The following is a 12,932-nucleotide window of genomic DNA, read 5'->3' on the forward strand; positions in this document are numbered from 1 at the left end:
CCGTCTGCAGGTGACAAGTGGCCGGTGGTGGGCAAGGATGCGCGCCAATGAGGGGGACACGACTTTGACTGAACTCGACAGTGCTGCCGCGCCACTGCGTGGCCTGACCAAGATCACCGACATCCGGGCCATGCGGCTCGACAGCGGCTTCTGCCTCGTGCGTGTCGACACCGATGCGGGTGTTTCCGGCTATGGCGAGTGCGGCGACATCGACGGCACCCACGTGCGGGCGACCATCGACACGCACGCCAAGGGCGGCGGCCGCCTGCCGCATCTGGGACTGATCGGCAAGGACCCGCTGGCCATCAAGGTGCACCACCACAACATGTTCAGCATCTTCCCGCAGCGGCGGCGCGAGATGCAGGTGCTCTCGGGCATCGACATGGCGCTCTGGGACCTCGCCGGCAAGCTGCTGGGCCAGCCGGTCCACCAGCTGCTGGGCGGCCGCTTCCGCGATGACATCGCGCTCTATTCGCATTGTCCGCAGGGCGATTTCACCGATGCCGGTGCCTGGCCCGACCGCGTCGCCCAGCTCAGGGCCGAGCCGCAGGGCTTCACCGCCTACAAGGTGGATATCCACTCGTGCCTCGGTCTGCACATGCAGCAATATGTGCCGAGCCTGTCGCCCGGCGACATCCGCAAGGTCCGCCGCTCCTATGAGCTGGCGCGCGAGCATTTCGGCGAAGAGATCGACATTATCGTGCATTGCCACAACGAGCTCGATACCCCCAGCGCCATTGCCGTGGCCAAGGCGGTCGAGGAGATCAAGCCGCTCTACTACGAGGATCCGCTGCAGCCGGGCTATGCCGAAAACTGGATGGCGCTGCGTCGCCACACCAGCCTGCCGATCATGACCGGCGAGAACATCGAACTAGCCGAGCAAGCGCTGCCTTTCCTGCAGCACCAGGCCGTCGATTGCCTGCAGCCCGATATCTTCTGTTCGGGCGGCATCACCGGCACCAAGGCGATCGCCGATCTGGCCGCGCTCTATCGCACGCCGATGACGCTGCACAATGTCAGCGGCCTGCTGCTCAATCTGGCCAGCCAGCAACTGGGCGCCGCCATCTTCAACTGTCCGCGCATCGAGTGCGCGCATCGCGCCATCGGGCTGGAATGGGCGGCCGAAAACCCGCTGCAAATCAAGGACGGCCGCATGACCATCGGCACGGCGCCCGGCCTCGGCTTCCTGCCCGACCACGACTGGCTCAAGGGCCACCGCTACGCGGGCGAGCCGTACTGGGACTGATGTCGTTGCGAGGGGAAGTTGGTGGTGACCCCGATGAGACTACACAGTTTGTTTAAAATCAAGGGGTTAGAATGTTTTGAGGCCGTCAAATCTCCCGTATGTGCCCGTTGTAACCCTTATGCAATTTGGGAAATGTTCTAACCTTTTGGTAGGGCAAACGGCGGTCGGCTCAGCGACACGCGCGACGCGACATTGGCTATATAGGCAGCGCATCTCTGTAGAAAATTTGCGCTTAACACTGCAGGTATTGTGAGTATTGTATGTCGATATTTTTTTGAGGGAAAATATGAACCGCCTATCCTTACTTAAAGAGATGACGTTTGGTTCCCAGGTCGCCGAGGATGAGGTTCAGTTCCTCGAGAACTATTTTGTTCAGACCGATCAGTGGGTTCGTATTGAACGAGGCGAGATTGACATAATTCGTGGAGAAAAAGGCGCTGGCAAGAGCGCAATTTATCTTCTCTTGAAGAAGAATATTAACAAGTTTTTTGACCGCAAAATACTTCTGGTAAGTGGAGAAAACCCACGCGGTACGACCGTATTCCGTGACTTAATATCGGACCCTCCAGCTAGCGAGGCCGAGTTTGTAGTTCTTTGGAAAATCTATTTGTTAACTATCGTTTGCCACGAGCTGAGAGATTTTGGCGTAGATGATGGCGAGGTGGGTAAGGTATATGCCGCCTTGGAGGAGCAGGGACTTCTCGAAGCAAAGCTAAATCTTCCGGGGCTTTTGCGAATGGCCCAAAACTTCGCTCGGCGGCTTTTGGCAGGTGGGATTGAGGCAGGGGTGGAGCTTGACCCGAACTCAGGAGCACCTACTGGTATCATTGGACGAATTTCGCTCAAGGAACCGTCTGGGGAACTGCGCACGAAGGGCTATGCTTCTTTGGACGGCATGTTCACCCATGTGAACCGTGCACTGAAACTGAGCGGATATACGACTTGGATACTCCTCGATCGGCTTGATGTCGCCTTTGCGGAAAACCATCTTCTAGAAGCCAACGCGATCCGAGCCTTAGTACGTGTTTATAGCGATCTTGGAGCGCTCGAGAATATTGCCCTGAAGATCTTCCTCCGAGAGGACATCTGGAACCGCATCGTCGGTCCTGGCATGCGCGAGCTAAGCCACATCACTCGATATATCGTCATGCAGTGGACGTCGGAGATGCTCCGAAATCTAGTCATGCGTCGGGTGCTCAGTAACGATGTCTTCGTTGGTGACTATGGCATCAACCGTGATGCGGTGATGGCCGACATCAAGCTTCAAGACGAGCTTTTTGGGAGGATATTTCCCAAGCAGGTCGAACAGGGGCCTCAGAAAGCAACAACTTTCAACTGGATGGTGGCTCGGTGTGCCGATGGTTCTGGTAAGACTGCGCCCAGAGAGTTGATACACCTCTTGAACTGCATTCTGGGAGAGGAGATTAGGCGTCTTGAGCGCGGCGGGGCACCGCAGGGCGAGCAGCTATTCGACCGTACAGTGTTCAAGCTTGCGCTCCCTACAGTCTCGAGTGCGAGGCTTACAAGTTACATTTACGCTGAGTATCCCAAAGAGCGCGACCTTGTCGAAAAACTTGAAGGGCAGAAGGCCGAGCAGACGCCAGATAGCTTGTCAGGCCTTTGGCGTTTGAACCGAGAGGAAGCCATTGCAAAAGCACGGGAACTAGTGGCGATCGGTTTCTTTGAGGAGCGGGGATCGAAAGCCGAACCAACCTTCTGGGTGCCATTCCTATATCGCGATGCACTGAAGCTAGTGCAGGGCAAGGCCGATGCCGACGATGTCTAGTGCGCATCTCTAGCCCCCCGGCGGAGTGCGGGTGCTGCACGCACATACGTTACAGTTTTGGGTGGACACAAAAGTTGGAATTGCCGCCGAAGCTTTCAGTGCGTTGGCCACGTTGACCAATGCAGAAAGTGCGCCAATTGCAGCGGCGCATCGCTGCGTCTAGGACGTGCACGTTCTAACCTTCTCAGAAAAAACGTTCTAACCCACTGATTATCCACAATAGTGGCGACCCCGATGAGATTCGAACTCATGGCCTCAGGATTAGGAATCCTGCGCTCTATCCGGCTGAGCTACGGGGTCACATCTGCCACATAGCAAAACCTGCTGATCCTGCAAACCACCAAGTCCGGCGGGCGCCGCGCGCTGCGGGGCAAAACGGTCGTCGCCGCCCGGATGCCACGGCGGGTGACTCGATGTCCGGGCGGGCGAGCGGGCTGCCACCGTGCCTGCGGCGTCTACTTCCAGTCGACATGTAGTTATCAGTGAACGATTTGACGTGTCTTGCAGGGTAGTAGGCGTAAAGTTGACGATGTGAAGTAGAAATACCTCGTATAGTTCGTGCTGGATTATCTACTTATTGCAAATATGTATTCAACGGTCACTCTTGGTTTCTAACTTGCTACGGTTGACGACTGCTGCTGCGAGGCGGTATACGCCGCGCCTCAGACATCATCCAAGGAGAATATTGCATGAAGAATTTCTGGAAAGGCGTGCTGACTGCGGTTGCTCTTGGTGCCGCGGCGAGCTTGCCAGTTCAGGCAACGGGCGCCGAGACGGCGTGCGGTACCGACAAGAAGATCGATATTGCCGAGATGGATTGGGCCTCAGCCTCCGCGCTGGCGCACATCCATGCGAAGATTCTGGCCGATGGCTACGGCTGCAACGTCGAGGTCGTGCCGGGCAACACCGTGCCGACCGCCGCGTCGATGATCGGCCGCGGCCAGCCGGCCGTTGCGCCCGAGCTCTGGATGAGCTCGATCGAGGACGCATGGGGCGAGGGTGAAGCCGAAGGTACCGTCAAGGACCTCGGCCAGGCCATCACCGACGGTACCATCGAGGGTGTGTTCATCCCGACCGCCGTGGCCAAGGCCAACAACATCGTCACCATCGACGATGCGATCGCGCAGCCGACGCTGTTTGCCGATCCCGAAGATCCGTCCAAGGGCCGTATCTACGGTGGTCCTCCGGGCTGGGCTGCCGAGCTTGCCGTTTCGAGCATGTTCGAAGCCTATGAGATGGAAGACAAGGGTTGGAACCTGTTCTCGACCGGTTCGGCTGCACTTGCCGCATCGATCCAGCGCGCCTTCCTGCGCGATGAGCCGATCATGTTCTACTACTGGGGCCCGACGGCCATCCTCGGTTCGGTCGATGCGACCAAGCTGGAAATGCCGCCGGTCGACATGGACATCTACACCTGCAACACGGATTCGGACTGCACCGAGTCGGGCAAGACCGACTGGCCGTCGTCGCGCGTGATCGTCGGCGCTGCCTCCTGGGTCGCCGAGGAAGCTCCGGCCGTTGCCGAGTACTTCGGCAAGGTGGGCATGCCCAATGACGAGATCAGCTCGCTCCTCGTCTATGGCCTCGAGAATCAGGCCGGTGGCATCGAGACCGCCGAGAACTTCCTGAAGACCCGTGAGGAAGTCTGGACCAAGTGGGTTCCGGCCGACGTCGCGGACAAGGTTCGCGCCAGTCTCTAGTCAATAGCAGCAGAGCTTTCGTGCGGCCGGGCCTTGCCCGGCCGCATTCTGCTTTCAAACGAGGCAACACATGTTTCCTGAAATTGTCGATACCAAGCCACTGCGCAAGGCGGTGGATGAAGGTCTGAACTGGGTCGTCCGCAACTGGGGCGACTTTTTCGAGGGCGCAGCCTATCCGCTGCTGATCCTGCTGCGCAGCATCGAACAGTTGCTGCTGGCCACGCCATGGTGGTTGATCATCTCGCTGCTCACCGGCATCGCCTGGCTAGCCACTCGCAAATGGCAGCTCCCCGCCGTGGTGCTGGTCTCCCTGCTGCTGACCGGCATCATGGAGCTGTGGAATGACGCCATGGTCACCACGGCGCTCATGCTGTCGGCGACCATCACCGCCATCATCCTCTCGATCCCGGTCGGCGTATGGATGTCGCGGTCGCTCAAGGTGCGGCAGGTCCTGACGCCGATCCTCGACCTGATGCAGACGCTGCCCAGCTTCGTCTATCTCATTCCGACGGTGATGATCTTCGGCCCGGGCAAGATCCCGGCGCTGATCGCCACCATCATCTATGCGGCGCCGCCGCTGGTGCGCCTCACCGACCTCGGTCTGCGCTCGGTCGATCCGGCGGTGATGGAAGCCAGCCGGTCGTTCGGCACCAATCCGACACAGCGACTGCTGGGCGTGCAGATTCCGCTGGCGCTGCCAACCATTCTCGCCGGCATCAACCAGACGACCATGATGGCGCTGGCCATGGTGGTCATCGCCTCGATGATCGGTGCGGGTGGCCTCGGTTACCAGGTGCTGCAGGGTATCGGCCGTCTGGAAGTCAGCCGCGGCCTGTTTGCCGGTCTCGGCATCGTTGTCCTGGCGATCATCTTTGATCGCATCACCCAGTCCTTCGGCAAGCAGCTGCAGGGACGCATCGGTCTGGCGGAGGCACGCACATGAGCGAGGTTTCGGAAAAAGAGCTGGCCATCAAGATCCGCAACGTCACCAAGATCTTCGGCAAGGATCCGCAGGGGGCGCTGGCCGAACTGCAGTCGGGCAAGTCGAAGTCGCAGGTGCAGGCCGAGACCGGCCACGTGGTCGGCCTCGACAATGTCTCGCTCGACATTGCGAGCGGGCAGATCTTTGTGGTGATGGGCCTGTCCGGTTCGGGCAAGTCCACCCTCATCCGGCACGTCAACCGGCTGATGGAGCCGACCGCCGGCGAGATCTTCGTGCACGGGACCGACGTGCTCAAGATGAGCCTCGAAGAGCTGCGGACCTTCCGGCGCACCCGTGTCGCCATGGTGTTCCAGAAATTCGGCCTGCTGCCGCACCGTTCGGTCATCGACAATGTCGCCTATGGTCTGGAGGTGCGGGGCGTACCCAAGCGCCAGCGTCTTGACGAGGCGGCCAAGTGGATCGAGATCGTGGGTCTGGCCGGGTACGAGAACTCGCAGCCGCGTCAGCTCTCGGGCGGTCAGCAGCAGCGCGTCGGTCTCGCCCGGGCGCTGGCCCTCGATACCGACATTATCCTGATGGACGAGGCGTTCTCGGCCCTGGATCCGCTGATCCGTTCGGGCATGCAGGATCAGCTGATCTCGCTGCAGAAGGAGCTCAACAAGACCATCCTGTTCATCACCCATGACTTCGACGAGGCGCTCAAGATCGGCGATCGCGTCGCGGTGCTCAAGGATGGTGCGGTGCAGCAGGTCGGCAAGCCGGAGGAGATCGTTCTCAACCCGGCCAACGAGCACATCGAGGAGTTCGTCCGCGACGTGAACAAGGCGCGTGCCATTCACGTCAAGACGATCATGGAAGCGAACACCGAACCGTGCGAAGTTGCAGTGCCTGCCTCGGCGCGCTGCGAGGATGTGCTGCCGCTGTTTGCAGACCATGAATGGGTGGGTGTCGTCGATGCCGACGGTGCCCAGATCGGACGCGTCACGGCCCGCCGGGTCATCAAGGCACTGGCGCGCTATACGCCAGCACCGGCGGAGCCGGCAGCGGCGAGCCTGGAGAACGCCTGACATGCGCATACTGGCAGCCATCGATGGGTCGATCTACGCGCAGAGCGTGATCGAGCATGCCGCCTGGGTCGCCGCACAGACCGGTGCGGACATCGACCTGCTGCATGTCATCTCGCCCGCCGAACTGCAGGCGCGCAGCCTGGCAGTGGCGGGTCCGGTGGTTGCCGGGGGCGCACCGTTCCTCGCGCAGGAACTTGCCCATGGCAATCGCGAGGAAATCGAGGATGCGCGGGTGCGGGCCGAGGTGCAGTTCACCCAGGCCCGCGCCACACTGGCGGAGCGGGGGGTGACCCTGGCCCGCGCCCGCATCCTTGAGGGCGACCTGCAGCAGACCATTGCCGAAGAGAATGCCGATGCCGATCTCGTCATCATCGGCAAGCGCGGGGAGAACGCCGATCTGGCGCGGTTGCCGCTGGGGTCCAATGTCGAGCGTGTGGTGCGGGCCAGCAGCAAACCCGTGCTGGTAGTGCCGCGCTCGTTCCGCGACATCGGTCGCTGCCTCGTGGCCTTCGACAGTGACGCGTCCTCGGCTGCCTCGGTGGACACTCTGGTGTCAGGTGGCCTTGTCAGGCCCATGCCCTGCACGGTGCTGCATGTCGGCCCGGCCGACGCCAAGTTGCAGTCACTGCTCGACAGTGCCGGCGAGCGCCTGCGGGCCGCCGGCTTCGAGGCTCGTGTCGAGGTTGCCGATGGCGATCCGGAGCGGGTCATCCCGGTCCGCGTCGTCGAGGACAATGTCGATCTCGTGGTGATGGGAGCCTTCGGCCGCTCGCGGATCAAGTCGCTGATCTTTGGCAGCCTGACCAGCGAAGTCACCCGGGCCTGCCAGACGCCGCTACTGCTTTGCAGCTGATTTTTCTGCTTCTGCCGCTGCCGCGTCAGCGGAAGAAATGCCGTCGCTGCTGACCCAGAGCAGGTAGGGCCCTTCGACGCCATCGCGGATGCGGATTTCAAAGTGGTTGCGCTCGGTGGCGTGCAGCGCATCCATGAGCATTTCGCCCAGCGCCCGCCGCGCCTCCGCCACTGCTTCTCCGATACTGTCGAGCTCGATGCCGATATCGTCCCGGACGGTGCCGTCGCGGTCGGATATGTCGAAGAAATAACGGGTCATCGTGGCTCCTGGTTCAATTGCAGGTAGGTGGGGTCGAATTCGGCAGCATCCACCAGTTTCTGCCAGTCGAGGATCTCGATATGGGAGCCTTTCCAGCTGACCAGTGCCTTGTCCCGCATCTCCTGCAGCACGCGGTTCACGTGTACAGCCGAAATGCCCAGAGTGTCGGCCAGTTCCATCTGGGTGATCGGCAGGTCGAAATGCGCGCTGCTGGTCTGCCCAGTAACATTGAGCCGGACGTAGAGCTCGCAGATCAGATGCGCCAGCCGGGCAAAGGCCGACAGCCGCCCCATGCCGACGATCCATTCCCGATGCACGGCGCCGTCCAGCAGCGTCGACAGCCAGAGCATGCGGGTCAGGTGCGGGTGGCGCCGCGTCACCGCCTCGAGATCCTTGTGGTCATAGACCACCACCGAGCAGGCGCTCAGGGCGCCGACGCTGTGGTCCATGGTCTTGAGCAGAAAGCTGTGCAGGTCGACGAAGTCGCCAGGGATGTGAATGGCGGTAATCTGCCGCTCGCCCCCGGCCAGCATGCGATAGCGGATCGAGTAGCCGCTGACCATGAGCGTACTGCGGGTGACGCGGGCGCCCTCCGTCACCATGTCGGTCCCGGCCATGAAGGTGCGGATCGGTCCGGCGATGGCGCGCAGTTCGCGCCGTTCGTCGGCCCGCAACTGGTCGCGCGCTCCCAGCCGCGCATAGAGCGGGTCGAGCAGGTCGTCGATGGCGTCGATCATCGCGACAATCTCCGGTGTCGTCCGGTTCGGATCATTCCATTCATACAGTCGATAACCGGCTGACCCGCCGCGGGGTTGCAGTTCGACCCGGCGCGGCTCCCCCTGCCGGCCTCCCGAAGCGGGGGCGTTGCCGCGCTGCAACAGTGGCCGGCAGCCCGCTGCAGGCGGATGATTTTTGCCGCAATTGCATGCTTTTATGCGCCGCGTCGATTTGGGGCGGATTTTGCGGATCACACATGCAGCTGGACTGGCCGTCATGGCGGTAAGCTTGGCCATGACCAGTGTATCGTCTGGCTGCGACGGCCTCGTCGCGGGTCCGAAGGGCAAGGTGGTGAGCGTCACCGACGGCGACACCGTGCTGCTCGACAACGACCTCAAGGTGCGCCTCGTCGGCATCCAGGCGCCCAAGCTGCCGCAGGGCCGCGAGGACTTCCCGGCCTGGCCGCAGGCCGAAACGGCAAAGGCGCGGCTCGAGGCCCTCGTCATGGGCAAGGATGTCGAGGTGCGTCATGGCGGCGAGACCCGCGACCGCTACGACCGCGTCCTCGGCCAGCTGTTCGTCATCGACGAACCGCAGCTGTGGGTGCAGCGGCAGATGGTGGCCGATGGCCTGGCGCGGGTCTACTCGTTCCCCGACAACCGGCGATGCATTGCAGATTTGATGGCCGCCGAGACCACGGCGCGCACGATGCGGCTTGGCATCTGGAGCGATCCCTACTACACCGTGCGCCGTGCGGACCGGCCCGACGCGATTGTTGCGCGTGCAGGCCAATACGAACTTGTCGAGGGACGGGTGCTGCTGGCGGAAAACTCCGGCGGGCGCGTCTTTCTCAACTTCGGCCGCTACTGGAAAGAAGATTTCACTGCCGTGATCGAGGGACGGGCGTTGCGCCTGTTCGTCGACAGCGGACTGGACCCTCTGGCGCTTGAGGGAGCGCTGGTGCGAATACGCGGGTGGGTGGACGACCGGGATGGTCCACGCATCGAAGTGACCCATCCCGAGCAGATCGAGGTTCTGGCCGCGCGATGACGTCCGTTCGCCGCACATTGATGAGAGCCCTGGCCCTGCCGCCGCTGGCCGTGTCGCTTGTGGCGCTGGTGGCGTGCACCAGCTTCGGGCCCAATATTGCCGTCAGCCAGACCGAGGGGCAGAAGGCCCCGGTCGTCTCGACCAGCAGTGATCCCGAAGAAGACGTGATCGGGGCGCGCGAACATCCGCGCATCGTCGCCTCCTATGGCGGCGTCTATCAGGACCGGCAGGCCGAGGTGATGCTGGCGCGCATCGTCGGACGGCTCCTGGTGGCTGCCGACCAGCCGAGCACCCGGTTCACCGTCACCATTCTCGATACCTCCGAGGTCAACGCCTTCGCGCTGCCCGGCGGCTATATCTACGTGACGCGCGGCATCCTGGCGCTGGCGTCCGACACCAGCGAACTGGCGGCCGTGCTGGCGCACGAGATCGCTCACGTCGTGCTCAAGCATGCGCGGGCCCGCACCAACCGCGTGCGCACCAACGAGATCGTCGACAAGGTGGTGAGCGGCGTGTTCGGCGCCAATGTCGAGACCGACCAGTCGTCCAACCGCGCCAAGCTGCAACTGGCCGCCTTCAGCCAGCAGCAGGAACTGGCGGCCGACAAGGAAGGCATCCAGATCTCGGGCAAGGCCGGGTACGACCCGCACGCTGCGGCGCGCTTCCTCGGCGCCATGAGCCGCTTTGCCAAGTTCTCGGCCGGTGAGGACGGGCAGCAGGACGATTTCCTCTCGTCGCACCCGTCGACGCCCGATCGTATCCAGAAGGCCATCGAGAATGCCCGCTCGTCGTTCGGTGCCCCGGGCATCGGCGAGACCGATCGCGAGGGCTACATGGCGGGCATCCAGGGCCTCGCCTTTGGCGACAGCCCCAACCAGGGCGCCATTGTCGGGCAGCGCTACATCCAGCCGTCGCTCAACTTCACCTTCACGGTGCCCAGGAACTACACCCTGCAGTCCTCCAAGGGCGCGGTGGTGGGTGTCGCCGGCGATGGCGAGGCGGTGCGCTTCGACAGCGCCGTGGTGCCCGAGAGCATGGCCCTGACCGACTATCTGAAATCGGGCTGGATCGCCGGACTGCAGCCCGGCACGGTCAAGCGCGAGAGCTATAACGGTATCGAGATGGCGTCAGGCGTCGCCGTCACCGACCAGTGGAACTTCCGCGTTGCCGTGGCCCGGCTCGGCGGCCAGGTGTTCCGCTTCATCTTCGCGGCCAAGTTCACCTCGCCCGCGTTCGAGCAGGCAGCGGCCGAGACCCTCAAGAGCTTCCGCAACACCACCGACAAGGACATCAAGCTAGTGCGCCGCCTCGTGGTGCAGAGCGTGGTGGCCGGCAACATGGATACGGCAGATTCGCTGGCCCGCCGGATGAACGGCCTGACCCGCGGCAACGACCTCTTCTACATCCTCAACAACCTCTACCCGGGCGATCCGCTGCAGACGGGCCAGAAGTACAAGATCGTCGTCGTGCAGTAGGATGTGACGGTAAAAGAAAAGGCCGGTCCAACGGACCGGCCTCGGGTATTTCTGCAGATGAAAGCGCCTCAGGCGGCAGCTTCCTCGGCGTCGTCGGCGGAATCGGTCTTGGGACCGCGGCGCGGGCTCTTCTGCAGGTTCTTTTCGATCAGCTGGATGGCTTCGGTCAGCGTCAGGCGGTTGACCGCACCGATTTCGCGGCTCATCCGGTCCATGGCCTGCTCGAACAGCTGGCGCTCGGAATAGGACTGCTCCGGCTGGTCGTCGGAACGATAGAGATCGCGCACGACTTCCGAGATCGAGATCAGGTCGCCCGAATTGATCTTGGCTTCATATTCTTGGGCACGGCGGCTCCACATGGTGCGCTTGACGCGGGCGCGGCCAGTGACGGTCTCGAGGGCCTTGGCGACCATGTCCTCTTCGGCCAGCTTGCGCATGCCGACGGACTTGATCTTGGCGACGGGGACGCGCAACGTCAGCTTGTCCTGCTCGAAGGAAATCACAAAGAGCTCAAGGCTCATGCCGGCGACTTCCTGCTCCTCGATGGAGACAATCTGCCCCACGCCGTGGGCCGGGTAGACGACGAATTCGCCGGTCTTGAAGCCTAGACGCTGCGTGGTCTTCTTGATTGACATTCTCTAACTCCTATCAACGCCGCCGATGGACAGGGTCTGGCGCAGACCGTCCATTTCTTACTTGCTTCAGCGCAGTACAAACCATCGCATCCGAGCGGTCCGCCCGACCTGCCGGATGCGTAAAAGACCTCAAACTGTCAAGAAAAAGGGTGCCAGTTGGCACGTGCTGGGTGATGGGTGTCCTGCATTGGTGGACGCACCATAGCACAATTTTTCGGCAAAATCAAAAACGACGAATCAACGCCCAGACCGGACGAGATTCGCCCGGTTTGCAAGCTTCACAGTGTCATTTCACCCGGGTGCGGGTCAGTCGCCCTCACCGGGGGCCGGCGAGAAATATTTCTCGAACTTGCCGGTCTCGCCGTCGAAATCCTTGGCATCGGGAGGCGCATCGCGCTTCTCGGTGATGTTGGGCCAGACGGCGGCATATTTGGTGTTGATCTCGAGCCAGGTGTCGAGGCCGCCCTCGGTGTCGGGCTTGATGGCCTCGGCCGGGCATTCCGGTTCGCAGACGCCACAGTCGATACACTCGTCCGGATGGATGACGAGCATGTTCTCGCCCTCATAGAAGCAGTCGACGGGGCAAACCTCGACGCAATCCATGTATTTGCACTTAATGCAATTGTCCGTGACGATATAGGTCATCTGGCCGTTCGGGTCCTCAGCGGAACTAGGGGATGGCAGGCCGGCGAGCCTGCGGGTCAGGTGCTAAACCGTTTTTCCCGTCGCCGCAAGCCGCCCGGATGCATGGCGGCATGGTCCATGATGCGGGGTTGACCTCAACCATGGTTGAGGGTGCAGACTGCGCTGCGCCGAGCTATTCGCCGTCGCCGGTGAGGCGGTCGGTGTCGCGGCGCTCTTTCTTGGTCGGCCGCCCGGCCCCCGCCTCGCGAAAGCCAAAGAGCGGCGGCGCCTCGGCCCTGGGCAGCGGCGGCGGCGAAATGTCTTCGTAGAGCCCCTGGGCTTCGGCGGCGGGGCCGCGGCGGCTGCCGGTATCAAGCACGCGCCAGACGCGCAGCTGGCTGTGGATGGTCATGGTGAGGACGTCGCCGGCGCCCACCTTGTGGTCGGAGCGGTCGGTGCGCTCGGAATTGACCCGGACATCACCGGCCTCGATCAGCTTCTGCGCCAGGGTGCGCGATTTGACGGCGCGCGAAAAGAACAGCCATTTGTCGAGCCGCTGCTTGTCCAAGCACCGCCCC

13 protein-coding genes and 1 tRNA gene are annotated in these 12,932 nt (G+C 62.2%); 8 read left to right on the top strand and 6 right to left on the bottom strand.

The annotated features are described in order from the left end of the window. Positions 1-64 precede the first annotated feature (64 nt). Positions 65-1,246, top strand: a complete 1,182-nt coding sequence (locus tag AC0L4C_RS07655) for a mandelate racemase/muconate lactonizing enzyme family protein (protein WP_473403031.1) — start codon at positions 65-67, stop codon at positions 1,244-1,246. A 256-nt stretch (positions 1,247-1,502) separates the two neighbouring features. After that, a complete protein-coding gene (locus AC0L4C_RS07660; RefSeq protein WP_473403032.1) occupies positions 1,503-3,032 on the top strand; it encodes a P-loop ATPase, Sll1717 family in 1,530 nt (509 codons plus the stop codon). A gap of 223 nt (positions 3,033-3,255) precedes the next feature. On the opposite strand, the gene AC0L4C_RS07665 is transcribed toward AC0L4C_RS07660, so the two are convergent. Next, positions 3,256-3,332 (bottom strand) — tRNA-Arg (locus tag AC0L4C_RS07665). Positions 3,333-3,721: 389 nt separating this feature from the next. On the opposite strand from AC0L4C_RS07665, the gene AC0L4C_RS07670 reads away from it, so the two are divergent. The 4 genes from AC0L4C_RS07670 to AC0L4C_RS07685 all read left to right on the top strand — a co-directional run bounded on the left by AC0L4C_RS07670 (position 3,722) and on the right by AC0L4C_RS07685 (position 7,595). Beyond that, entirely contained in the window at positions 3,722-4,732 is a 1,011-nt protein-coding gene (locus tag AC0L4C_RS07670; protein WP_473403034.1) for a glycine betaine ABC transporter substrate-binding protein, read from the top strand. Positions 4,733-4,802: 70 nt separating this feature from the next. Continuing rightward, positions 4,803-5,675, top strand: a complete 873-nt coding sequence (locus tag AC0L4C_RS07675; protein ID WP_473403035.1) for an ABC transporter permease — start codon at positions 4,803-4,805, stop codon at positions 5,673-5,675. Next, complete coding sequence (locus AC0L4C_RS07680; RefSeq protein ID WP_473403036.1) at positions 5,672-6,742, top strand: quaternary amine ABC transporter ATP-binding protein; 1,071 nt, start codon at positions 5,672-5,674, stop codon at positions 6,740-6,742. Before AC0L4C_RS07675 ends, AC0L4C_RS07680 begins: the two co-directional genes overlap by 4 nt. A 1-nt stretch (position 6,743) precedes the next feature. Further along, the gene (locus AC0L4C_RS07685) at positions 6,744-7,595 is read left to right on the top strand and encodes a universal stress protein (protein WP_473403037.1); all 852 of its coding nucleotides are present in this window, start codon (positions 6,744-6,746) and stop codon (positions 7,593-7,595) included. Here the strand turns inward: AC0L4C_RS07685 and AC0L4C_RS07690 are convergent. Together AC0L4C_RS07690 and AC0L4C_RS07695 are read right to left on the bottom strand one after the other, a co-directional pair. Continuing rightward, positions 7,578-7,853 (bottom strand): DUF6894 family protein, encoded by a 276-nt coding sequence (locus tag AC0L4C_RS07690; RefSeq protein WP_473403038.1) that lies wholly within the window; start codon positions 7,851-7,853, stop codon positions 7,578-7,580. The genes AC0L4C_RS07685 and AC0L4C_RS07690 overlap by 18 nt on opposite strands. Continuing rightward, positions 7,850-8,569, bottom strand: a complete 720-nt coding sequence (locus tag AC0L4C_RS07695) for a Crp/Fnr family transcriptional regulator (RefSeq protein ID WP_473403476.1) — start codon at positions 8,567-8,569, stop codon at positions 7,850-7,852. Before AC0L4C_RS07695 ends, AC0L4C_RS07690 begins: the two co-directional genes overlap by 4 nt. Positions 8,570-8,864: 295 nt before the next feature. Here AC0L4C_RS07695 and AC0L4C_RS07700 point away from each other — a divergent pair, with 295 nt between their 5' ends. Together AC0L4C_RS07700 and AC0L4C_RS07705 are read left to right on the top strand one after the other, a co-directional pair. Further along, complete coding sequence (locus AC0L4C_RS07700) at positions 8,865-9,620, top strand: thermonuclease family protein (protein WP_473403039.1); 756 nt, start codon at positions 8,865-8,867, stop codon at positions 9,618-9,620. Positions 9,621-9,640: 20 nt separating this feature from the next. Further along, positions 9,641-11,095, top strand: coding sequence for a M48 family metalloprotease (locus tag AC0L4C_RS07705; RefSeq protein WP_473403040.1), 1,455 nt, complete (start codon positions 9,641-9,643; stop codon positions 11,093-11,095). A 68-nt stretch (positions 11,096-11,163) separates the two neighbouring features. On the opposite strand, the gene AC0L4C_RS07710 is transcribed toward AC0L4C_RS07705, so the two are convergent. The 3 genes from AC0L4C_RS07710 to AC0L4C_RS07720 all read right to left on the bottom strand — a co-directional run bounded on the left by AC0L4C_RS07710 (position 11,164) and on the right by AC0L4C_RS07720 (position 12,922). After that, on the bottom strand, positions 11,164-11,730 hold the full coding sequence (locus AC0L4C_RS07710; RefSeq protein ID WP_473403041.1) for a CarD family transcriptional regulator: 567 nt from the start codon (positions 11,728-11,730) through the stop codon (positions 11,164-11,166). 306 nt (positions 11,731-12,036) lie between these two features. Next, on the bottom strand, positions 12,037-12,375 hold the full coding sequence (gene fdxA, locus AC0L4C_RS07715; protein ID WP_473403042.1) for a ferredoxin FdxA: 339 nt from the start codon (positions 12,373-12,375) through the stop codon (positions 12,037-12,039). Positions 12,376-12,547: 172 nt separating this feature from the next. Beyond that, positions 12,548-12,922, bottom strand: a complete 375-nt coding sequence (locus AC0L4C_RS07720) for an RNA-binding S4 domain-containing protein (protein ID WP_473403043.1) — start codon at positions 12,920-12,922, stop codon at positions 12,548-12,550. Positions 12,923-12,932 lie beyond the last annotated feature (10 nt).

The sequence above is a fragment of the Devosia sp. J20-27 genome, from assembly GCF_055808595.1.